The sequence below is a fragment of the Flammeovirga sp. MY04 genome (assembly GCF_001682195.2).
In the GTDB taxonomy this organism is placed as follows: Bacteria; Bacteroidota; Bacteroidia; order Cytophagales; family Flammeovirgaceae; genus Flammeovirga; species Flammeovirga yaeyamensis.
On sequence record NZ_CP003560.2, the window covers coordinates 3817006 to 3841113 of the forward strand.

Consider the following 24108-nt stretch of genomic DNA (forward strand, 5'->3'; position numbering starts at 1 on the left):
TATTATATTCTATCTAATTTTACGATATATCGCTTAACTTTTCTTGAATACACACAAAATGCGTACCTTGAAAATCAAGACGGTAAATTTAACAAATAAAGATCAGATAATCTCCAATCAATCAATAGATAAAGGATTTATTATCTAAAAAATTTCCATTTTTTCGAAATTATGCTTTTCATAAGACTGTTTTTTGAAAGTTTTCGCTTCGCGGTGAACGCTTTAAAAGAAAATGTACTCAGAACAATACTCTCACTTCTTGGTGTAACGGTTGGTATTTTTGCCATCATCGCCATCTTCACTCTAGTAGATGCTCTTAATAATAGTATTCAATCTTCACTATCAGTTTTTGGAGATAAAGTAATGTATGTAGGAAAGTGGCCCTTTGCTTTCAACGAACCTAATTATCCTTGGTGGAAGTATTATAGAAGACCAAGCCCTACAGTTAAAGAATATCAGTTTATTAAAGAGAATGGCAAGTGGGTAAAACACGTGGCTATTTTTGAGGATAAAAGAGGCAAAACTTTCCAATATAGAAACAACACCTTTGAAGATGGGACCATTTTCGGTACCTCTTATGAATACAATAAAATTAATACCTCTACCATTGAACAAGGACGATATTTTACGGTAAGTGAATCTCAAAATGGTGCACAAAACGCTATTATTGGGCATGCTGTAGCTGAGCAATTATTCCGACATGGGGATGCTATTGGAAAAACAATCAAAACTCAAGGACAAAAGTTTAAAGTAATTGGTGTTTTTGAGAAACAAGGGGAAAGCTTATTAAATACACCTTCTAACGATAATTTAGTTATGATTCCTTACAGTGCATTGGTAAAAATGTATGCATCTAAAGGAAACTATATTTCTCCACAGCTCATCGTGAAAGGCTTCGAAGAAGACGAAAATATGGAGGAAATTCAAGGTGAATTAAGAGGTTTATTACGTCGATTTAGAGGTATTCGACCAAAAGAAGAAGATAACTTTGCATTGAATAAAACGGATGCTATTGTCGAATTTATCGGCTCAGTAACAGGTGCTTTAAAACTGGCAGGTGGAGTTATCGGTATGTTTTCTATCTTGGTAGGCGGTTTTAGTATTGCCAATATCATGTTTGTATCTGTAAAAGAAAGAACCTCACAAATAGGTATTCAAAAAGCGTTAGGGGCTAAAAATTACTTTATCCTCTTGCAGTTCCTTTGCGAAGCCATGTTCCTAAGTTTCTTTGGCGGTATTATGGGATTATTTCTCGTCTCCGGACTCTCCCTATTCTCCACTGAATCCTTCCAAATTTCATTAAACTTTCAAAATTTAATTGTCGGATTATTTATTTCTGCACTTGTTGGTGTAATTTCGGGTATCGCTCCTGCAATTTCAGCTTCAAGAATGGATCCTGTAGAAGCAATGCGAGCTTCATAATAAAGAAATATTATCCCCAATGATCACCCCATCAGAAAGAATTAGTGCACAGTTTCCTTTTGAGCCAACCAACGGACAAAAGAAACTTTTTGAATTGATGGACCCTTTTCTTCTTGAAAAAAACAGAAGGAAAAATACTTTTGTTCTTAAAGGATATGCCGGTACTGGTAAAACATCAGTTATTACGGCTTTATCAAATATTCTGCGTTTTTATAGTTATAAACCCCTTTTGTTAGCACCTACAGGTCGTGCTGCAAAGGTGATGTCTTCTTATGCACAAAGAAAGGCGTTTACTATTCACCGTATCATTTATAAACAATCGGAAGATCCAGATACGGGAATGACCAGCTTCGAACGCATGAAGAATAATGCTGTCAATACCATTTTCATTGTGGATGAAGCGTCGATGATTGACGACCAATCTTATCCTGGAGGAGAAGGCCTGCTTACTTCATTAATCAATTATGTTTTTCAGGATCTCAAAGCCAACAATAAACTGATATTGATTGGAGATATTGCGCAGCTCCCTCCGGTAAAGCAAGAAATCAGCCCTGCCTTGGACGAAATATACCTTCAAAATGTTCATCACTTAAATCTAATTGGACATGAACTCACAGAAGTGGTTCGTCAGGCATCGGAATCGGGGATCTTATATAATGCTACTCAGCTTAGAAATTGCCTTCAAAAAGATCAACAAATAAAATTCAATACTTCAGCTTTTAAAGACATCTTTAAGATGGGAACGGATAGGCTAGAAGATGGATTGTTGTATGGTTATAATAAATATGGGACTGAAAATACGGTGATCATTACTCGATCCAATCGAGCGGCCACTCAATACAATCAGTACATCAGAAGGCAAATACATTATAGGGAAGACGAACTAGATGCCGGCGATTATTTGATGATCGTCCGTAATAATTATTTCTGGTTGGATGACGATTCCCCTGCCGGTTTCCTTGCCAATGGAGAGTTTATAGAGGTTTCTAGAGTAGGCGGAATTGAAGAGCGTTATGGTTTACGATTCTGTGATATCCGTTTCAGATTGCTGGATTATGAAAACCATCCTCAAGTGGAAGCAAAGATTATTTTAGATACCCTTCACTCCTTTACTCCACAGTTGGATCAAGAGGAGAACCGTTCACTTTTTCATCAAGTAGTAGAAGAGTACGAAAGTGTAGAAAACCCAAAAGCACGAAATAAAATGATCCGAGAAGATCCTTACTTAAATGCACTTCAGGTAAAGTTTTCCTATGCCCTCACTTGCCATAAAGCACAAGGTGGACAATGGGATGCTATTTTTGTGGATTGTGGATTTTTAAGAGACGATATGATCAACTCCGACTTTGTTCGTTGGCAATATACAGCGTTAACCAGAGCAAAATCAGAGTTGTTTTTAATGAATTATCCTGATAGGTTCTTTTAATTAATAAGGACTATCTTCTTCAATCATCGCCACCACTCTAGCTGGTGCTGCCGATGCTCCTACAATTTTCAATGGAAAAACAGCCACTTTAAACCCTTCGTATGGAAGAGCCCCTAAGTTCACTAATTGTTCCATATGACAGTATTCCTTCTCCTGTCCTACTAAATGTGCTTCCCAAAACAATTCTGAGTTTCCTGTTTCTTTTGCTTTTTGCAATAGATAAGGCAGAGGTAAATCCCATCCCCAAGAATCGATTCCCATTACTTTTATTCCTTTATCAATAAGATAGTGAGTTGCTTCCGCACTCATTCCTGTTCCTACCTTATGGAAATTTTCAGTACCATTAAATTTATCTCGACCAGTCTTGATTAAAACAATCATACCCTCTTTAATTTCCAATTGATTTTTTAAGAGGAAAGTTTCGATATCAGCAACTGTAATTGGATCAAAATCTTCTTTGTGTTCCATGTCTATTACTAAACCTTCTCCATAGCACCAATCCAAAGGAACTTCATCAATTGTTTTGGCTTTTTGACCCGCTACCGTTGGAGAATAATGCCACGGAGCGTCGATATGCGTAGTGGAATGCACTCCCATTTTTTCGATGGTATCATCTGCCCATCCATCAAATCCTTTAGGAAATAAATTGAAAGGCAATCCTAAAAGACGGATCAACCACTTGGCTTTTTTATGGGGTTTATGTTTGATTTTAACACGCATAAACCATGGATCTTTTTTGTTGAATTTAATTGGTTTAGAGAGATCTACAATTTTCATAACTGAGTTTATTTGTAGCGAGAAATATTAAAATGAGATATGTAAAAGGAAATATCAATTGATAATTCACTGATTATGACCTTTTCAGAAAGAAAATAGCTGCAATAAAAAAGCCAACCCGAATCGAGTTGGCTTTTTCATCATGTAACCAAGTATTTAATCGTCCTATTTCATCAATACGAATATTGATAAAAAGTTTTATGTGTACGCTGATTAGATAATGAAGAAAGGATAAGCTTCTTTCTCAATAACTGTGTCAGCTAATTCACGTCTTAACATGTGTACGTTTTCTAAATCGTACTTAGTGAAACGCTTCAAGCCCATCAACATTACTTTTTGTTCGTCTCCAGTAGCGATACCACCGATTGCTTCTCTACCAGCAGTAGCGATAACTTCAGCAGCTTCTCTAATGAATACTTTTGCGATGTTGATTTGTTGCTTACAAGCTTCCTCACCTTTGTCTTCTACCATCTTCTCTGTACGAAGAATTGTAGATTCTGCAGCGTAGATTTGTATTAACATATCCGCTACATTCATCAAGATCTCTTGTTGATCGTTGATTTTAGCTTCGAACACTTGAACTGCTCTACCTGCTACCATTAATGCTGCTTTTTTCAGACGCTTTAAGATGTCTTTTTCAACATTAAATAAGATAGACGTATCAATTGTTTCGAATGATGGCACTGAAGTCAACTCTTTTGCTACATCCATAGCAGGAGAAACAATGTCCAACTCGCCTTTCATAGCTCGTTTGATCATCATACCTACAAGAAGCATTCTGTTGATCTCGTTTGTACCTTCATAAATTCTAGAAATACGGGCATCTCTATAGGCTCTTTCCACAGGAGCTTCTGCCGAGAATCCCATACCTCCATATACCTGAACACCTTCATCCACTACGAAATCCAGTACCTCAGAACCAAATACTTTGAGGATAGCACACTCTATGGCAAATTGCTCTACTCCTTTTAATTTGGCTTTTGCTTCGTCCATACCGCCCACTAATAAATCTTCGGTATGGTCTTCTATATTTTGACCTGCTCTGTAACACATCGACTCAATCACATAAGTCTTTGTCGTCATCTGAGCTAGTTTTTGCTTGATTGCACCGAAATTGGCAATTGGCTGCTTGAATTGCTTACGCTCTTTGGCATAAGTAGTAGCATAATTAATTACTGCACGACATCCACCTAATACACCCGCACCTAGTTTCGCACGACCAATATTTAGAATGTTTACAGCGATTTTAAAACCATTACCTCTTTCTGATAACATATTTTCCACAGGCACTTTACAGTCTGTGAAGAATACCTGACGAGTAGAAGAACCTTTGATACCTAGCTTTTCTTCTTCTTCGTTCATTGTAATACCACCGAACGACTTTTCTACTATAAATGCAGTATGATTTTTATCGTCTTCAATTTTTGCGAATACGATAAATAGATCTGCAAAACCTGCGTTAGAGATCCACATTTTTTGACCTGTTAAAAGGTAATGTGATCCATCATCTGATAAAACTGCTTTCGTTTTTCCAGAGTTAGCATCTGATCCTGCATCAGGTTCAGTCAATGCATAAGCTGCTGCCCATTCTCCAGAAGCTAGTAGTGGTAAGTATTTGTCTTTTTGAGCATCGTTTCCATAATACATGATTGGTAATGTACCAATACCTGTATGTGCTCCATAAGTTGTAGAGAATGAACCTGCTTCTCCAAAAACATCAGCGATTAACATAGAAGTATTAAAGCTCATGCCTAATCCTCCTTTTTCTTCCGGTACTGAAATACCTAAAAGTCCTAATTCACCTGCTTTCTTAAAAATGTTTTCTACCAATTCCCAATCATGCCCATCAATTTTCTTTGCATTGGGTGTGATTTCAGTATCGATAAAATCTTTAGTGGCTTGCGCCATCATTACCTGTTCTTCAGAAAATTCCTCGGGAGTAAAAATTTCATTCGCTTCAGATTCACGAATCAAAAATTCTCCTCCTTTGATTGCTTTCTTATTGGTTACAGTGTTCATAATTCTAAAATGTAATTTTTATAGTGTTGTTTTTTCTTTGGTGTTTGAACCTTCAGAAGGTCAAAATAGATATTCACTGAGAGTTATTTCCATTTTGACCTTGTCCAAAGTTTCACACGGTTATGTTTGTGTTATTTATTGGTCAAGACATCAAAATGTCGATATTAAACTGCTTTATAGAAGTGATCATTCACTTATTAATGTATGCAAGCATAACATCTATTTTCAAATATATGTAAAAATATTATGCAAGCATAACAAAAGAGAAAAAAATGTTGAAATAACGTTTATTTTTTTTTCAATGGTGCATTAATAACAATTATCACATAAGAATGATTCTATTAATTATTAGAATCATTTAAATCTATTTTATAATTATGACTTATCTCACTATTGCTATGGAACTCGTTATGTATTTTTGTAGGGCTTGAACACATGCGAGTTATACAAAAACAAACAAGCGTTTATCACAAGGAATTATAACATTAGAATCATGAGCGAATTTTTCTATCAAAAACCATTTCCTTTAAAAGGAGATGACACAAAGTATAGATTACTAACAAAGGATTATGTTTCAACAATCGAAGTTGACGGTCGTAAATTTTTAAAAGTTGATCCTAAAGGATTGGAAATGCTTTCTCAAGAAGCAATGGCAGATGTTTCTTTCTATTTAAGAACAGCCCATTTAGAGAAAGTAGCTAAGATCTTGGACGATCCTGAAGCTTCAGACAACGATCGTTTTGTTGCACGTACTTTGTTAGAGAACGCAGCTGTAGCAGCTGAAGGACAATTACCATCTTGCCAAGATACAGGTACAGCTATCGTAATGGGTAAGAAAGGTGAGAGTGTAATAACAGGTGCTAACGATGCGGAGCATTTGTCTCGTGGTATCTACGAAACATACAAAGAAAGAAACTTACGTTACTCTCAGGTAGTGCCTTTAACTATGACTGAGGAGAAAAATACAGGAACTAACCTTCCTGCACAAATAGATATTTATTCTGAGCAAGGTAACTCTTATGAGTTCTTGTTTATGGCAAAAGGTGGTGGATCTGCAAACAAAACTTTCTTGTACCAACAAACTAAGGCTTTATTGAACGACGAAAGCTTAACGGCATTCGTTAAAGAAAAACTAAAGTCGATTGGTACTGCAGCTTGTCCTCCTTATCACTTAGCATTTGTAGTTGGTGGTACTTCTGCTGAAGCAAACATGGCGACAGTGAAAAAAGCATCAGCAGGATATTACGACAACCTACCTACTGAAGGTAACATGGGTGGTCAGGCTTTCCGTGATGTGGAGTGGGAAGAAAAAATCCAAAAGATCTGTCAAGAAAGCTTGATCGGTGCGCAATTCGGTGGTAAATACTTTACACACGATGTAAAAGTAATCCGTTTGCCTCGTCACGCTGCATCTTGTCCAGTGGGTATTGGCGTTTCTTGTTCTGCGGATAGAAACATCAAAGCAAAAATCAACGAAGACGGTATCTGGTTAGAAGAACTAGAAAGAAATCCTCGTCGTTTGATCCCTACTGAGTCTGCTGCAATGGCTGATCCTATCGAAATCGATTTGGACAGACCTATGGAAGAGGTATTGGCTGAATTGACAAAATATCCAATCAAGACGCGTTTGAACTTGAAAGGTACATTGATCGTGGCTCGTGACATCGCTCACGCTCGTATCAAGCAAATGTTGGACAACGGTGAGGAAATGCCTGAGTACTTCAAAAACCACCCAGTGTATTATGCTGGTCCAGCAAAAACTCCAGAAGGAATGCCTTCAGGATCATTCGGACCAACAACTGCGGGTAGAATGGACCCTTATGTTGGACCATTCCAAGCAAAACGTGGTTCTATGATTATGCTAGCAAAAGGTAACCGTTCGCAACAAGTAACAGATGCTTGTAACGAACACGGTGGATTCTACCTAGGATCGATCGGTGGTCCTGCTGCAATTTTAGCAAAAGAGAACATTAAGTCGGTAGAGGTAGTTGACTTCGAAGAGTTAGGAATGGAAGCGGTTCGTAAGATCGAAATCGAAAACTTCCCTGCCTTCATTATTGTTGACGACAAAGGAAACGACTTCTTTGCTGAACTTTAAGCAGTAAATGTTTAACTGCTTAATATCTGTATTAATCCGCACTAGCGATTACATAGATTTCAAAAAATTAATCCCTCATGACTTCGGTGATGAGGGATTTTTTTATTGAAATTACTACCATTCAAATAGTTGATGGGTCTATTTGATAGAAACTAAAATTCACTTCAACAATTTAATCATGACATTAAGACTTACTCTACTCTTTACACTTATCGCACACATATTGTTCGGTCAGAAAGACATCAAAAACTATGTTCTCGAAAATACTAGTCCCATCACATCATTTGATTTTGATCAGGAGGATTATTCCGACCTAGAAGCAATCAAGAACTCCATTGGTGACGCTAAAGTGGTTATGTTGGGAGAACAAGACCATGGAGATGCGAATACCTTTAAAATGAAAAGTCGTTTGGTGAAATACCTTCACGAAGAACTTGGGTTCAATATCATTGCCTTCGAAAGTAACTTCTATGGTATGCAGAAAAACTTCGAAGAAGATCCACAAAATTTCGAAGCAGCCAAGGATAAAATATTCCAAATTTGGACCAAATGCGAAGAGTGTCAGTCGACCTTCGATTATATAAAAGACACGTATTCCTCAAACCAACCATTATACATGACCGGCGTTGACGTTCGTCGATATGATGCCCATCCAAAAGATATTTATTCAGAAGATTTTGATCGTTTTTTATCAGACAATAACATTGAAATTGAAGACAAGAAACGATTTATTGATATTCTAGATGAGTTGTATAAGAATGAATACGACTCAAAAGCGACGGAAAAAGATCGATCATTCTTTTTTGCTACTCTAAAATCAATTGATCAAGAGTATAGCAAAGATGATTTCATGAAGCAGGAATTACAGAACCTAAACGGATATGCGGAGAATTCTTGGTTGATCAACATGAAAAAAATCTATTCTAAAAACAGTACTTTTCAATACCGAGATGTACAGATGGCTAATAATTTAATTTGGCTCTCTCAAAAACGCTTTCCGAATGAGAAAATAATAGTTTGGGCTGCTAATATGCATACAGCGAAGAGTCATTTAAAATTCCATAGTTCACTTGGTCTTATGACCTACAAAACTCTAGGAAATGAGATGTACACACTAGGTTTTACAAGTTATAAAGGACAAGCAGGTAGAATTAATACCGAACCTTATAACATCAGAAAACCTGCAAAAAACTCTTTTGAACAGTGGCTTTCCGACTCAAAATATACATTATCATTTACCGATTTTACAGAATTTAAAGGTAAAGCTGTGCATTTTTCTATGAAGGGATTAATTGATTTTCCGTATCGAATGAAATGGACTGAAGTCTACGATGGAGTCATTTACATAGAGGAACAACTCTCTTGTACTTCCCTAGTTAAATGATACTAGAACAAGGGTAAATGCATGATTCTGCATTGAGATACACCCTGTTTTACATTTACCACCTCTTTTAAATCATTTCTTTAACTCTATCTCTATCTGATATTCAATAGCTTGCATCAAGCTCTTAGTGGTAATACTTTTAAAAGTCAATTACCCTCGAATATTAAAATAGTATGTGATGAAAGAAATGATTTTTAAGTTCCTATTGATCTTCCTCTCTACTTCGGTTTGGGGACAAGTTCAATTGGAGAGTGCAATGGAAAAGGCCAATTCGGTTCCCATTAGCAACGAAGTACCCTTAACTCCAAATAATTTTAAGTTTGATGATGTTGTTACCAACAATCAAATCAAATACAAACCTTCTTTTAAATTTAAAAGAACCATCTATGTAGACGCTAAAGACGGCAATGATAAGAACAATGGCTTAAGCAAAAAGAAAGCAATTAAAAGTTTAGGGCAGCTAGTTAAACTAAAGGTTAATTTTGGAGATCAGATTCTTTTAAAAGGAAATCAAGAACACTTTGGTAGTATTGATTTGATTAATCTGAATACCTCATCAAAGAATAACAAACGTATTCATATTGGCAGTTATGGTGATGGTAAAGCGACCATCAACTTTAAAGGCTATCCTGCAGGTATTTGGGTTCAGAATACTTCCAATGTATTGATATCAGATTTAAAAATGACGGGGAATGGAGGTCCTGAAAACGGCACTTTCATGTACAATAAAAACGAGAAACGTTTAAATCAGCGTTATGCCATCAGAATACTATCTGATAATTCACATACGCATAGTTTAATGGAGAACTTCTTAGTATATAATGTGGATATCGAAGATGTATACCTATTAAATAAAGCAGAAACTTCTCGTGCTTGTAGACAATGGAATATGAATGATGACGCTGGTTGGGGATGGGGAGTTTTTGGTCAGGTGCATCAAAAAGGAAAAGGGATTCGTAATGTAGCGGTACAGCATGTCACAGTCAAAAATGTGAGTCAAATGGGCATTCGCTTTAAAGGAAACGGTAAAATTGATGGTTCGTTAAAGCATAATGTAGATGATGTACGCATTGAACATTGTACGGTGTATCAGGCTGGTGGTCCTGGAATGCAGTTCAACAGATGCAATAATAGTCATTTAAAATATAGCCGAATTACAGAGTCGGGAAATAGAAATGACACACGTAAATGGGGTCGCGGTAGCGGTATGTGGACATGGGGATTACAGAACTTCTTGTTCGAACACAATGTCTTCGAAGGAGCTCAAGGAATTGCCGACTCTTGTGGTGCACATATCGATTTTAACTGTAAAAACGTGGTGCTTCAACATTGCTTGAGTCGTTATAATGCGGGTGGTTTTATCGAGATACTTGGACTCAACTACAATTGTTCGTACCGATTTAATGTCAGCATAAATGATGGTTGGAGAAATATTAAGGATCCTCATCAAAAGTTCTGGGGGAAAGTGGGGACGCCGGGAGCGATTGTGACGGTGAATGGTCATAATCATCATAAAAAGTATTTGGGACCTTATCAGACGTACATTTATAATAACACCATCATCAATACGATTGCTGGAAATAAACCTTATACCAACCCAAATGTATTCAATATTTCCACTTCTAATGAAGGACTTGTAATGATGAACAACTTATTCTGGTTAGAAGAAAAAACAAACAGCGGTTGGTCAATGCACCGTTGGAAAGATGGGGAAGCATATGATGCTGCTTTTGATTTTATGATTTCAAAAGAGGCAAAAGAAGGGGCAAAAGCAGGCAAAGGATTTGATGGTTCTGTTATGGCCAACATCCGTCCAATGAATCAAAAAGAATTGGACAAAATGGAATTGATCATGAGAAACAATATCTACCGACTGTACAATGTCGATGGTAAAGATAAATTCTCGGCTGTTGAAAATGCATTGGCTAAAGGATATTGGGATGAAAAAGCCTTAGGCGGTCTACCTAAATTCGAAAACGAAAATGGTTCTGAGGCCAAAGACTATGTGCCAAAGAATAATAACTTGATATATAAAGGAGAAGCGATTCCAAAATTAAAATCCGACAAAACGGAAAAAGGAATCTATTATGGAGGATTGGAAGTGAAAACTGACTTCTTCGGCAATCCAATTAAAGGGAATATTATCGGGGCAATTGTTCCCAATGCACCTTTGAGAGATTGGTCTCAATTGATTCAAGAAAATGATAAAGTAGATGATCAGAAAGTGGTACAATAAGCTGATCGACTTTTGATGATATTTTGATGTGGACTACTTATAAAAAAATCCATCTGATTGCTCGGATGGATTTTTTGTATCATCAAATTTGTAATCGATTAACTCTTACTCTTCACTGGACGATAAGGATGAATCCAACTTGTAAATGGACCTACCTTTCTCGTTTGAATCCATACTTTACCCTTTCCTGAGAAACGGCAAACAAAGCCTTCGCCTGAGAAGAAAAGTGATTTATAACCTCCCACTTTTGAGATATTATAGTCTAAACCTTCTGTGAAAGCCACAATATGTCCTGTGTCGACCACATAGCCGTCTTCTACATCAATTTCTATGATTCCACCATAAGAGTTGAACCAAAGATCTCCTGTTCCCGAACATTTTATCAAGAACAAGCTTTCGCCTGAGAAGAATCCTTTTGTTAACCCTTGGAATTTTGTTTCTACTTCAACGCTCATTGCTGAAGCCACAAAAGCAGAATTCTGAAGGTAAATCGATTCATTCTCTAAATACACATGTTCCACGTCGCCTGGCGCTCCTGGAGCAATTTGAATATCTCCTGCACCGTTCTTTGCTTCAAACTCGTTAATGAAAAGCGATTCTCCAGAGAAAATTCTACCGAATCCACCCTTCATTTTCGTATGCATTTCGATGTTTGTATCCATCGTTGCCATGGCCGAAGCTTCTACTTTTATTTTTTCTCCCGATGGGATGTTGACTGTAATAAAACCAAAATCAGGTTTACAGTCAAATCTAAAATCTAATCCTTTTTTATCTTCTGTAAGCATGATCTATCTTGGTCTTAATGTTGGTCCTAAAATTTGTCCGAATGAACTTGGGTTATGCGATTGCACCCAAACGGTTCCTTTTCCTTTAAACTTACACACCAAGCCTTCTCCACCAAGGAATGAACTCACCCAGCTTTGTCCAGCTTTAGTTACTTCAAAGTCAAGTGTCTCTTCGAAAGCGACGATATGACCTGTGTCTACGATATAGTCACCATCGATTTCTATCGGATAAATCGCACCGTAAGAGTTGAAGATGACAGTACCCTGACCATTTAAATTCAACCAAAAAGCACTTTCTCCCGAGAAGAAACTTTTAAAGCCCTGCCAGTTAAAATCTACTTCGATATCTGGTGATGATGCCACGTATGAACCTGCTTGAACGACTAATCCTTCTCCGCTCAACTCATGCGTCATCATATCACCTGCTAGGGTCGCACTTAACCAAACAGTTCCCCCTTCGTTTCCTGCCGAATAGTGATTTAAGAAAAAGCTTTCGCCCGACAGCATTCTTTTCAGACCTTTCATAATACCACCTCCACTTTTCTTATGTGTAGTGGTCGTCATTGTGATGGATGGACTCATGGCAATCATTGCTCCTGCCTCGGCAGTAAAATGTTGTCCAGGCTCCAAATCTATTTTAACAGCTGATGCCCCTGGCCCCAACTGAATCTCTGTCTTTAATGATGTATTCAATAGTTCTGCCATGATTATAAGTTTCTATTTACCCATGATGTCATCCCAGACAAACTTCTTGTCTGAATAAAAATCTTACCTGAACCTTCCACTCTTGTGACTAATCCCTCACCTCCAAATAGAGAAGAGAAAATACCACCAGACAATTGAGGCTTCAGTTTCATACCTGGCTCATAACCGACCAAGTGACTTGTATCGACAATAAATTCGCCACTTACTTCTCTTTCGATTAAACCACCGAAAGCACCAAAAATGACTTTCCCATGTCCAGATACCATCAATTTAAATAGACCTTCGCCACCTATCCAAGAGCCAATACCGGCATATTTCACACCCAATTTCACATCTGGAGTAGATGCGATATAAGCGCCTTGCTGTAAACAGAAACTTTCTCCATTTAGCTCCTTCACCTCCATATCTCCAGGTGTCGGTTGTGTAATAGTTAAAGTAAGCGGCTCAGAAGTGTTGTTGGTAAAACGGTTGACAAAAAGTGTTTCGCCACCAAAGATTTTTTTAAGTACGGCATTAAAAAATCCTCCATTTAATTCGGCAGTCATATCAAGTTGAGCAGACATACTTGACATCGCATCCGATTCTGCGACAAACGACTCCCCGGGTTCAATCGTTACATGAACATGGGCAAAAGCAGGTTTGCCTTTAACATCTAAATTCATAAAAATCTAATTAGTTGTTAGTAATACACCCTCTTTAAAATCGTCGTAATTCGATTGGAAAGAGATATAGTTATTTTCTTTTTTATCTTCAATCTGTTCTTTCAGATCATTAATTCTATCTGGAGTAGAAGGATGTGTAGACACAAACTGAAGCAAACTATCAATTTGAGTCATTTCGTGTTTCTCATCCAACATTTCAAAAAATTGAATCATACCTTCTGGATTGATTCTGCTTTGCTGCAAATAGTTGATGCCTTGACTATCGGCTTCCTGTTCCAAAGTTCTTGAGTAAGCCGTAGTCTGTAATTCGAACATAGTGTTGGCTAAGGTGGCCATTACAGCAGAACCATCACCCAAGAACAAGTAAACGACACTAAAAAAGCCGATTTTATCAATTGCTCCTCGAACATGATGCCTTAAGGAAACATGAGAGATTTCGTGTGCCATCACTCCTGCCACTTCATCCCAAGAAGAGGCATTCTTTATCAAGCCTGAATTGATCATCACCTTTCCACCAGGTAATGCAAAAGCATTTATAGAAGCATCTTCCACTAAGTACAATTCGATATGAAATCCTTCTGCTTCTACTTGATTTATTAGAGGTTGAAGTTCATTCCCCAACACCCCTATCAAGGAATCGTTTTCGATAAATGTATATTCCTTTTTGATGGATTCGAAAAGCTCATCTCCCATTTGTTCTTCCCAGGAGATGGGGACATTTCGAGCAGCCATTTTAACGATACTATCTTTAAACAGATAAAAACTTGTGATGATGATCAGACAAACACTAAGGAACAAGGCTGCTCCCCTATAAAGATTAGTCAGTGCAAACTTCGTCTTCTTGATATGTTCCCGAAAACGTGGATCACTTATCAAGAAATCGTCTTTAAGAATAGATTTGTCCTTTGTATAGAAGGAAATATCTTTCTCTTTTCTCGATTTGAAAAAGATAAACTGACCTGAGGCTCCACCTGCTTCAATTTCTAACTCAGCAAAAGGAATAGCATAATAGAAATCACCTGCTTGGATATCCACTTTCTGAGATCCAAAACGTACGTCTCCTTGTTGTCTTCCTGTTGGTAATTGAGGATGAATCAAGATGGCTTTGTAAGAGGTAGAATTAGTCTTGTTAGTTATTGTTGGCATTAAATAAGTAATATTTATTGAGGCTTGAGTTTTTTTACGCACCTTATTTCTGTGTGCCCATGATTGAAATCATGGTTTTTTGAAGAGTTACATTGAATAGGTTAAAACCTATCCAATAATGTGCCCCAATTATTTTATAATTGAACGAGGTCGCATTTTATAAACTTAAGCTTAGTCAAGTTATGCGATAAAGTTGATATTTCCCAACGATACTACTAGAAACTATTGGGCATAAAGAAGCCCTACGCTTGGGAGGCGTAGGGCAAATATTTTCGATTTGGAGATTACGTAAACCTAGTTTACGGGGTAAATACGAGGGCATTTACCTTCGACTTAAGATTTGTGCTGGAATTACTCAGCAGACTCTTCTTCAGTAGCTTCGCCTTCAGCAGCAGCTTCTTCACCTGATTCCTCAGTTGAAGCTTCAGCAGCCTCAGCAGCTTCTTTTTCAGCTTGAGCAGCAGCGGCAGCAGCAAGAGCTTCAGCCTCAGCTTTTTTCTCAGCTTCTTCAGCAGCTTTACGAGCAGCAACACCTGCTTCTAATTCTGCTTTAACAGCAGCTTCAGCAGCAGCTTTCTTTGCTTCTAACTCAGCAGCGTAAGCAGAAGATCTCTCTGACATCCATGCATCAAAAAGTTTATCAGCTTCCTCTTGAGTTTTAGCGCCTTTGTTCACACCTACTTGAAGGTGTTTCTTGTACATTGCACCTGCTTTTGAAAGAACAGTACGAGCAGTGTCAGTAGGCTGAGCACCTTTCAATAACCATTCTGCTGCAGCTACAGCGTCAATGTTGATAGTTGCAGGTTCAGTGTTAGGGTTGAAAGTACCTAACTTCTCAATAAAACGACCATCACGAGGAGATCTTGAGTCTGCTACTACTACATTGTAAATAGGCTTTCTCTTACGGCCACGACGAGCCAAACGAATTTTTACTGCCATTTTAATTTAGCATTTGTGTGTTGGAAAGGAACGCAGTCCTTTGTGACACAGTTAAACATATGGGAAACACGTTCCCGATTCGATCGGCAAAGATAGTATAACTTATTGAATTCTACTACCTAAACCGATTATAAAAACGGTGAACTGCTGTTTTTTGATACATTTTGAGGGGTGATGGGGTGGTAATATTTTTTAATAGATAGGAAGAGAGGTAGGAATTAGGAGGTAGGAGTTAGGAGTTAAGTACCTGTTCGTTGTGTTAAACCGTAGGCGTCACTACGAACTCTAGCTTCGTATAAGTTTGTAACTTATAACAATACTGCATCAAATATGTGAATTAGAGGTATTAGAAACTCAATCTAAAAAGTAGATTCTTTAAGGTGGTTATTTATTATATTCTCATATTCTTCAATATTTAAATATTTTTCTTTCTTTGCTTCTTCAATAATATCCACCCATATCAACTGTTTATCCCTAATTGTGCCATGTTTTGTGGTTGAATCATATAAAGTTTCAAATTTTTTCGTTTTAGCATGATATTTTTCAAAATAATTTGATTCATTAAAAACAGTAATCTCAATATTGTTCTCAAAGACTAAATATTTTATTTCATTTTCAATAATTCTTGCTCTTAAACCTCCGTTATCAAAATGTAACTGTTCATGCAACAATAATAGTTCACTATTACCATCTAAGAAAGATGATTCTTTGAGGAATATACATTTGGTTTTCAAATAAAATCTATCAAAATCATATGTTATCATATAATATGTTTTAGCATCAAACTCTGAATTTTCAGGTTTCACTCCTCTAAAATCCTCAAATTTTAGTTTAATATTTTCATTCCATTCGATTGTATCATCAACATTAAACAGTGCAAAAAAAATGATCAAACTTAACATCATATCATTAAATAATTTATTAAAACATAATTTGATACCTTACCTCTATCATTTGTTCGTTGTGTTAAGCCGCAGTTGTCACTACGAACTCTAAGAGTTTATTAGTTTTCAAGTTAAAACATAAGTCGGTTATTCAATATAAATATTCACTCCCAAAAACCATCTACCTTTATAAAAACTTAAACTTCATCCGATATTATCAATTGATTATTATCTTGCAGCATATTCAAATAGAACATTCAACAAACATCATACATGTCAATCACTTTAATATTAATTGTCCTGAATGTAGGTATTAGTTACTACGCTTTTCAGAATGATAGTGTCCGCTACAAACTTTTGATGGATCCTTATTTGGTAGCATCGAAAAATCAGTGGTACCGTTTTATCTCTTCAGCATTTGTTCATTCGAGCTGGATGCACTTATTGTTCAATATGCTTACCCTCTATTTCTTTGGCGAAAGTGTTGAACGTATATGTATGATTCTTACTGGAAATGTTCTGTACGGTGAATTGGCCTTTTTGGCACTTTACTTTGGAGGTGCTATCATTGCCGATATTCCATCTTATATAAAGCATAAAGGAGATATCAATTATAGATCATTAGGTGCTTCCGGAGCTGTTTCTTCTGTGGTTTTCTTTATGATCATCTTTGCTCCAGTTCAAGATATTTGCTTGTACTTTGTTTTGTGCCTTCCATCATTCATCTTAGGAGCAGCCTTTTTGATCTACTCTTATTATCAATCGAACAACCCCAATACATATATCAATCACTCTGCTCATTTATTTGGAGCAATTTGGGGTATCGCATTTTCAATTTTGCTTGAACCAAATTCAATTATCAGATTCTTCCAACAAATCCAAACATGGATCACTTTCTAAAAAGAATTAGGCTTTCTATAAAGCACCACATCACTCATCGCATACTTATTCCATTACGTACGTTACTCCGACAAGGAATGACGCCTCATTTATTGGCTTGGAGTGTGACGGTGGGACTTTTAATTGGTTCTTCTCCTCTATTGGGGATTTGTACTTGGCTCTGCATTTTGGCGGCATCCATTTTCCGCTTAAATCAGTTCGCCATTCAGATTGCCAATTATGCGGTATCGCCTATTCAGGTGTTTATGATTATTCCTTATATCAAGGCAGGAACATCACTTTTTGGCAATAGTGCAAAAGGCGTTACGTTGGAGAAAATTCAAGAGGCTTTGGATATTGGAATTATCCACGGTATTAAAGAAATGGGCATTTTGATGTTGCAGGGAGCAGCCGTTTGGATTGTAGTTTCTGCTATTATTGCCCTTCCGATGCAACGACTATTAAGAATTGCTTTCCGAAAAATGTTGAAAAACATGAACAGTTCGGAGGAGAAAAGAGTTACAGAATAGAATCAGAATTCCACCTTAAATTAAACCTATAAAATGGATTTTGCCTCCAGCTTAATCAATTGGTACGAAAGCAATAAAAGAGATTTACCTTGGCGTCATACCCAAGATCCCTATAAAATTTGGTTGTCGGAGATCATCCTTCAACAGACAAGAGTACAACAAGGCTTACCTTATTACGAAAAATTTGTAGCAAATTTTCCTACGGTAAAAGACTTCGCTGAAGCGGATATCGATAAGATTCTTCATTTATGGCAAGGACTCGGCTATTATTCCCGTGGGAGAAATATGCACGTGGCTGCCAACCAAGTGATGGATGAATGGAACGGTAAGTTTCCAGATAATTATAAAGATTTACTAAAACTGAAAGGTGTCGGCAATTATACTGCTGCAGCGATAGCTTCATTTGCCTTTAGAGAAAAGGTAGCCACTGTCGATGGAAATGTTTACCGAGTGTTATCCCGAGTTTTTGATATTGATGAGGATATTGCTTCAGGTAAAGGTCAGAAAGTCTTTACAGAAGTAGCGAATCAATTGATTTCAGAGGATCAACCCGATATTTTCAATCAGGCATTGATGGAGTTTGGAGCGATGCATTGCACTCCAAAGAAGCCGAACTGCGAAACATGTCCTTTTGTACAATCCTGCGAAAGTCGTTTACATCAAAATATTGATCAAAGACCAGTGAAATTGAAAAAAACGAAGGTCACTAATCAGTATATCAAATACTTTCTGATTGAGCAGAATGGAAAGTATTTGATGAAGAAACGACAAGAAGGTGACATTTGGGCAGGTCTTTTTGACTTCCCACAGGTCATATCATCAGAAAAAGATCAAAAATTATCGAACGGCATTATTATTGAAAATACAGGTTTAGATTTAAATACTAACGATATTTTTTTCTCGAGTGAACCGATTAAGCATTTGTTATCACATAGAAGATTATTTATTAAATTTTTTCATGTAAAATTGCATGCTCTTTTGGAGACTCAAACTGAACAGCACCACTATAGTTGGATGGATATCGATGAAATTCAATCAGTCGGAAAGCCAATCATTTTAGAGAATTATTTGAGAAAAAATATTTATTAAGTAATTTAGAATCAGAGAAGAAAATCTTTTCGATCATTTTAGATACTTAATGATTCATATCTAATTAATTAACAACCAAAACAAAACAATGGCTGGAGTTAATAAAGTCATCTTAGTAGGTAACTTGGGCGCAGACCCAGAAGTAAGAAACCTGGAAGGCGGTAACAAAGTTGCTACCCTATCTATTGCTACATCTGAAAACTACACAGATCGCGACGGTAACCGTCAGACGCAAACGGAATGGCATAGAGTAAATCTATGGAATGGTTTAGCAGGTGTTGCTGAACAATATCTTAAAAAAGGAAGTAAAGTGTACATCGAGGGTAGACTAACTACACGTAGCTACGAAAAAGATGGTGTCACAAGATATTCTACTGACATTACCGCTAGAGACATGGTAATGTTAGATAGCAGACAGGATGGTCAAGGCGCTCCTTACGAGGCAGCTCCTCCACAAAGTGCAACAGTTTCGGAAACACCTCAAGCTGTAGGTGCATCTGAAGTGAGTAATGACGACCCTCCGTTCTAAAATTTTAATTTAAAGAATTTACATGGAAGGTGATCTATCACACCCGGTAATGCCACTACTATCGTTAATCCTTCAGGACATTCCTTGGGGAGCCGCTTTGGTAGTGGTGCTTTTACTTATTTTATCAGGCTTGATTTCCGGATCGGAAGTCGCCTTTTTCTCCCTCACCCCTGAGCAAATTAAGGAATGTAGAGAGGGTGAAGACCCTGTGGGACAAAAAGTATTTAAACTGTTACAAGTCCCTCAGATTTTATTAGCCACTATACTAATATGCAATAACTTCGTGAATGTCGCTATTGTCATGATCTCGACATTTATTGCCTGGACCGTTGCGGATGCAATAGAAATAGCACGCGATGGTGCCGAAGTTTTTATATCCCTCACTTTTATCGTTACCGCTTTAGTTGTATTTATAGGTGAAATTGTCCCTAAAATTTATGCGACCAAAAACTCAATGAGCTTTGCAAAAAGCATGGTTTCTTTCTGGCAGATTTCTATCAAAATATTTAATCCTTTTGCTCTTTTACTGACAAGCATGGGAAATACAATGGAAAGAGCTTTAGCTAAAAGAAACTACAACCTAGAGGTATCGGTGAACGAATTCGATCAAGCAGTTTCTTTAGCTACGGATCAAGTAGCTGATAAAGCCAGCGAAATGCTCAAAGGAATTGTTCGTTTTGGATCAAAGACAGTAAAACAAATCATGATTTCCAGAACAGACATGAATGCCATCGATATTGATATCGACTTTCATGAATTGATGGATCATATCAACAAAAATTCCTTTTCACGTCTTCCTGTGTATAGCGATACTATCGACTCTTTGGTGGGTATTTTATACATCAAGGATTTACTTCCTTACTTAGATAAAAACGAACATTTTGAATGGAAACGTATTGTCCGTAAAGACATTTATTACGTTCCGGAATCTAAAAAAATTGATGAACTACTCAGAGATTTCCAAGAGCGAAGAGTACACATGGCCATTATTGTTGATGAATATGGCGGTACTACCGGCTTGGTGACTCTAGAAGATATTATTGAAGAAATCGTTGGTGATATTAACGATGAATTCGATGGCGATTTGGTTCAGGACTACATCAGTACCGATGCGAGTTTTAATCTTGATGGTAAAACATCACTTATTGATTTTGAACGTTTGGCCATGCTTCCTCCAGATTATTTTGATAAAGTAAAAGGAGAAAGTGATTCTATTGGTGGCTTAATTCTTGAATTACTTCAGGAAATGCCTTCAACAGGTAAGAAAATTAATTATAAAGACATCACCTTTACGATTAGAGCTGTGGATAAAAAACGTATCAAAACTGTACATGTCAAGTTTAACGACGAAGAACATGTAAGACGTTTGCAAGCCGAGTTCGAAGATGAAAACACTACTTCATGAGACGATTAACATACATACTTCCAATACTTTTCATTTCCCTCTTTTTTAGTTGCGGATCTTCCGATTCAACCGCATATCTTCCGAAACCAAGAGGATACCACCGTTTAGAAATGCCTGATCATAGTTATCAGAAAGATGCATTTAAGGATAAGGCTTTTAAAGGATATCCCTATACTTTCGAGGTGGCAAAAAATGCAGAAATTGTTCCAGATGAATCCTTCATGTCGGAACCTTATTGGATAGAAGTTCAATATCCAGAATTCAAGGCTATTGTGGATATTTCGTATAAAAAGTTAGCCAATTACGATTCTTTGGTGGGTTATACCAATACATCGAATGTACTTACGTTTAAACACAATGTAAGAGCTACAGCAATCGATGAATATACCACAAGAACCAATAAAGGGTATACCGCTGTATTGTACGAGATAGAAGGTGATGTACCAAGTCAGTTTCAGTTTTTTGTCACAGATTCTACAGAACACTTTTTTAGAGCTGCATTGTATTTTCCATCATCCACTCAAAACGATTCTTTAGCACCTGTGATCGATTATGTGAAAGAAGACATGATGCACATGCTAAATACACTTGAGTGGCAATAAACTTAGAATCTAAATTCTTTTTCTAATAGAAAGCACGCCACTTCTAAGGTTCTTTTGAGATAATGAAGGCAATGATCTCCCTTTACGATATAATTAAAGATACCCAACGCTTGCAATTGGGCTACCTCCTCTATGTGTTCTTGGGAGGATAACACAATCATGAGGGTCGATTTTTTTAGCTTTCTCACCTTTTTAAGTACCTCCTGACCACTCATTGCCGGCATGATTAAATCAGATACCACAATATCCGCAGGTTGTTCTCTGAAGCGATTAAGCAAAGCCTGCCCTTCTGAAAAATACTCCACACTGAGGTGATTCATTTGTTGCAATGCAATTTTCAGTAACATACTTTCTGTAGGATTATCCTCTACAATATAAATGATGTGTTTTTTCATGGGTTAAGTCGAAATAGAAAAATTAGGCATGATTTACATGATATCTTTGGTATATATCAAAGTGTATAGTAGCTTTTGACTTAGGTTTAAAAATGAGTGAAAAATATCAATTTTAAAGACCAATACATCAAGTGATAACGGTCTGAATATATAAATTAAAAAAATCAGAGTACATAATAATTATAACACGAACATATATTTATGTATTCTTTATTTGTTTCTTTTTATTCAAAAGTAAATACAACTTTTTTTGTAAAGCCTAATTAGCTTGGGTGAAAATCACATCAACCATAGAAACATAATTATCATGAAAAAATATAGCATTATAGTCGCAGGTGGCAAAGGATTAAGAATGGGAAGTGAGTTACCAAAACAGTTTATCGAGTTAAAGGGCTTACCTATTTTAATGCATACCATCAATAAGTTTCATGAAGCAGATTCGTCGATACAGATTATTGTTTCCCTTCCTAAAGATCAACTTAACTTTTGGAGTGAGTTAATCGAAAAACATCAATTCACTACTCCTCATCAGGTAGTAACTGGAGGCGATAGTAGATATCAATCTGTAGACAATGCTTTACAATATATTTCTACATCAGATTGCCTAATTGCTATTCATGATGGCGTTAGACCTTTAGTAAGCACAGAGGTAATTTTAAAGAGCTATACATGTGCGGAGGAATATGGTGCTGCAATTCCTACAGTTGATTTAAAAGAATCTATTCGTGAGGTGAATCAAGAAGGAAACTTCGCTAAAGATAGAAGCAGTTTTAAATTAGTGCAGACTCCTCAAACTTTTAGAGGTGATGTGATTTTATCGTCTTTCGAAAATGGATATCAAGAAGTCTTTACTGATGATGCAAGTGTCGCAGAATTTAGTCAGCATAAGATGCATCTATTTGATGGTAACTATGAGAACATCAAAGTAACTACTCCAGAAGATTTGAAATTGGGAGAAGTGTTATGCTAATCACAGAAGCTCCTAAATAAATTAAACAGAAAAAGGAGACTGTCTCATATTTGAATGAGGCAGTCTCCTTTTTTACATCCGATAATGGGATAATGTATTAATATTCGTCTTCGTTAAAGAAGAAATCATCCTTTGTAGGATAATCAGGCCAAATTTCCTCGATGCTTTCGTATGGCTCACCATCATCCTCCAACTCTTGAAGGTTCTCAATTACTTCAACAGGTGCACCCGTACGGTCAGAAAAATCAATTAATTCGTCTTTTGTTGCAGGCCATGGTGCATCTTCTAAGTATGATGCTAATTCTAGTGTCCAGTACATATTTTTATATTTATAATTTTGTTATACTTAAGAAATCAATCGATGAATGAATCGACTTTTTATTTTTTGCGAAAATACTGTTTTTTTTAATTTTCGCAATAAAGAATCACTTTTGGATGAATTAAAAACTGAAATTAATTCAATTACTTTCTCATTTAATTTCATTTTTTAACTTAAGCAACTTTAAAAGTATTATTCTTGATACTCAAAAAGTAGTCAAAAGGTTTCTAAAAATTAGATTTTTATTGATTAGCGTAAACGATTCTTGATTTATATACACCGTTTAAATCACAACCTTTAATTTCTAAAGGAATATATCCTGAACCTACTTTTCTGTAGTGCTTTTTCCTCCAAGAACCATCTTGTTTCTGAAGGTACATAGTGACTTCTACTTTTTCACCTGCAGGTGTAAATACTTCTCCTTGTTTAAAATAGGTTCCTACCTGTTCTCCTTCACATTGTTTGTAAGGATATTTTTCGGTGACTCTAAACTTAGGGTTTTTACCTTTGGCATTATGCTTTTCGTTTACTTGTGTAATACTAGGCATTCTTTTACCTGCATTTTTAGCATAATCTGCTACCGCATAGAAGTTACCCGTAAAATTGCAGCTCATAGCGTCTAATTTTACTACACCACCTCCTTTACGTTTATACACCTGTTTGGTCCATGAACCATCATAGTTCTGTAAATAGATATAGATATCAACATATTCGTTAGGATCTGCAGATCTCACGATACCTTCAATAAGATGTAAACCTCCTAATGGACAAGATTTAGGGATTTCTTGTTTAATAACGGTAAATGTTGGTCTTGTAGATTGACTCGTAGTAGCATCATCATTAAAAATACCAACGAAAAAAAATAAGAATAGAGAAAGAGTATATATAGCAGTTTGCATAATGATAT

General features: G+C 36.6%; 23 protein-coding genes. 12 read left to right on the forward strand and 11 right to left on the reverse strand.

Annotated features, from left to right (window positions below):
* The first annotated feature begins 171 nt into the window (after positions 1-171).
* Together MY04_RS15260 and MY04_RS15265 are read left to right on the forward strand one after the other, a co-directional pair.
* Positions 172-1422, forward strand: a complete 1251-nt coding sequence (locus MY04_RS15260; RefSeq protein WP_205960478.1) for an ABC transporter permease — start codon at positions 172-174, stop codon at positions 1420-1422.
* A 19-nt stretch (positions 1423-1441) separates the two neighbouring features.
* The gene (locus MY04_RS15265; RefSeq protein ID WP_084005911.1) at positions 1442-2848 is read left to right on the forward strand and encodes an ATP-dependent DNA helicase; all 1407 of its coding nucleotides are present in this window, start codon (positions 1442-1444) and stop codon (positions 2846-2848) included.
* On the opposite strand, the gene MY04_RS15270 is transcribed toward MY04_RS15265, so the two are convergent.
* Both MY04_RS15270 and MY04_RS15275 read right to left on the reverse strand, forming a co-directional pair.
* Positions 2849-3625, reverse strand: coding sequence for a cyclase family protein (locus MY04_RS15270; protein ID WP_066210943.1), 777 nt, complete (start codon positions 3623-3625; stop codon positions 2849-2851).
* Positions 3626-3838: 213 nt separating this feature from the next.
* Positions 3839-5644 carry an acyl-CoA dehydrogenase family protein gene (locus MY04_RS15275; protein WP_066210947.1) on the reverse strand — a complete coding sequence of 602 codons (1806 nt, stop codon included), beginning with the start codon at positions 5642-5644 and terminating at the stop codon, positions 3839-3841.
* 493 nt (positions 5645-6137) lie between these two features.
* On the opposite strand from MY04_RS15275, the gene MY04_RS15280 reads away from it, so the two are divergent.
* The 3 genes from MY04_RS15280 (at position 6138) to MY04_RS15290 (ending at position 11362) form a co-directional block, all read left to right on the forward strand.
* Positions 6138-7742, forward strand: coding sequence for a fumarate hydratase (locus MY04_RS15280; protein WP_066210949.1), 1605 nt, complete (start codon positions 6138-6140; stop codon positions 7740-7742).
* A gap of 178 nt (positions 7743-7920) precedes the next feature.
* Entirely contained in the window at positions 7921-9126 is a 1206-nt protein-coding gene (locus tag MY04_RS15285) for an erythromycin esterase family protein (protein ID WP_066210953.1), read from the forward strand.
* A 178-nt stretch (positions 9127-9304) separates the two neighbouring features.
* Complete coding sequence (locus MY04_RS15290) at positions 9305-11362, forward strand: right-handed parallel beta-helix repeat-containing protein (protein WP_066210955.1); 2058 nt, start codon at positions 9305-9307, stop codon at positions 11360-11362.
* A 98-nt stretch (positions 11363-11460) separates the two neighbouring features.
* Here MY04_RS15290 and MY04_RS15295 read toward each other — a convergent pair whose 3' ends face one another.
* The 6 genes from MY04_RS15295 to MY04_RS15320 all read right to left on the reverse strand — a co-directional run bounded on the left by MY04_RS15295 (position 11461) and on the right by MY04_RS15320 (position 16504).
* Entirely contained in the window at positions 11461-12147 is a 687-nt protein-coding gene (locus MY04_RS15295) for a TIGR00266 family protein (protein ID WP_066210958.1), read from the reverse strand.
* A 3-nt stretch (positions 12148-12150) separates the two neighbouring features.
* Positions 12151-12852, reverse strand: coding sequence for a TIGR00266 family protein (locus MY04_RS15300; protein ID WP_066210960.1), 702 nt, complete (start codon positions 12850-12852; stop codon positions 12151-12153).
* Between the two features lie 2 nt (positions 12853-12854).
* The gene (locus tag MY04_RS15305; RefSeq protein ID WP_066210962.1) at positions 12855-13514 is read right to left on the reverse strand and encodes a TIGR00266 family protein; all 660 of its coding nucleotides are present in this window, start codon (positions 13512-13514) and stop codon (positions 12855-12857) included.
* A 6-nt stretch (positions 13515-13520) separates the two neighbouring features.
* Positions 13521-14660, reverse strand: coding sequence for a M48 family metallopeptidase (locus MY04_RS15310; protein WP_066210965.1), 1140 nt, complete (start codon positions 14658-14660; stop codon positions 13521-13523).
* A gap of 351 nt (positions 14661-15011) precedes the next feature.
* Positions 15012-15599 carry a 30S ribosomal protein S16 gene (locus tag MY04_RS15315; protein ID WP_066210967.1) on the reverse strand — a complete coding sequence of 196 codons (588 nt, stop codon included), beginning with the start codon at positions 15597-15599 and terminating at the stop codon, positions 15012-15014.
* Between the two features lie 359 nt (positions 15600-15958).
* Positions 15959-16504, reverse strand: coding sequence for a hypothetical protein (locus MY04_RS15320; protein ID WP_158297724.1), 546 nt, complete (start codon positions 16502-16504; stop codon positions 15959-15961).
* Between the two features lie 252 nt (positions 16505-16756).
* Between MY04_RS15320 and MY04_RS15325 the strand changes: the two genes are divergently transcribed.
* From MY04_RS15325 to gldD, 6 genes are all read left to right on the forward strand, one after another.
* Complete coding sequence (locus MY04_RS15325) at positions 16757-17383, forward strand: rhomboid family intramembrane serine protease (RefSeq protein WP_066210971.1); 627 nt, start codon at positions 16757-16759, stop codon at positions 17381-17383.
* The gene (locus MY04_RS15330) at positions 17368-17892 is read left to right on the forward strand and encodes a DUF2062 domain-containing protein (RefSeq protein ID WP_066210975.1); all 525 of its coding nucleotides are present in this window, start codon (positions 17368-17370) and stop codon (positions 17890-17892) included. Before MY04_RS15325 ends, MY04_RS15330 begins: the two co-directional genes overlap by 16 nt.
* Positions 17893-17925: 33 nt before the next feature.
* Entirely contained in the window at positions 17926-18981 is a 1056-nt protein-coding gene (mutY, locus tag MY04_RS15335; RefSeq protein WP_066210977.1) for an A/G-specific adenine glycosylase, read from the forward strand.
* Between the two features lie 88 nt (positions 18982-19069).
* Positions 19070-19510: a single-stranded DNA-binding protein gene (locus MY04_RS15340; RefSeq protein WP_066210984.1), complete on the forward strand. Its 441-nt coding sequence runs from the start codon at positions 19070-19072 to the stop codon at positions 19508-19510.
* A gap of 22 nt (positions 19511-19532) precedes the next feature.
* Positions 19533-20915 (forward strand): gliding motility-associated protein GldE, encoded by a 1383-nt coding sequence (gene gldE, locus MY04_RS15345; protein ID WP_066210986.1) that lies wholly within the window; start codon positions 19533-19535, stop codon positions 20913-20915.
* On the forward strand, positions 20912-21517 hold the full coding sequence (gene gldD / locus MY04_RS15350) for a gliding motility lipoprotein GldD (protein WP_066210988.1): 606 nt from the start codon (positions 20912-20914) through the stop codon (positions 21515-21517). The genes gldE and gldD overlap by 4 nt, the downstream gene beginning before the upstream one ends.
* A gap of 2 nt (positions 21518-21519) precedes the next feature.
* On the opposite strand, the gene MY04_RS15355 is transcribed toward gldD, so the two are convergent.
* On the reverse strand, positions 21520-21912 hold the full coding sequence (locus tag MY04_RS15355; RefSeq protein ID WP_066210989.1) for a response regulator: 393 nt from the start codon (positions 21910-21912) through the stop codon (positions 21520-21522).
* A gap of 307 nt (positions 21913-22219) precedes the next feature.
* Here MY04_RS15355 and MY04_RS15360 point away from each other — a divergent pair, with 307 nt between their 5' ends.
* A complete protein-coding gene (locus MY04_RS15360; protein WP_066210991.1) occupies positions 22220-22882 on the forward strand; it encodes a 2-C-methyl-D-erythritol 4-phosphate cytidylyltransferase in 663 nt (220 codons plus the stop codon).
* Positions 22883-22979: 97 nt separating this feature from the next.
* On the opposite strand, the gene MY04_RS15365 is transcribed toward MY04_RS15360, so the two are convergent.
* Positions 22980-23201, reverse strand: coding sequence for a DUF2795 domain-containing protein (locus MY04_RS15365; protein ID WP_044225643.1), 222 nt, complete (start codon positions 23199-23201; stop codon positions 22980-22982).
* 242 nt (positions 23202-23443) lie between these two features.
* Positions 23444-24100, reverse strand: coding sequence for a hypothetical protein (locus MY04_RS15370; protein WP_066210993.1), 657 nt, complete (start codon positions 24098-24100; stop codon positions 23444-23446).
* Between the last annotated feature and the right edge of the window lie 8 nt (positions 24101-24108).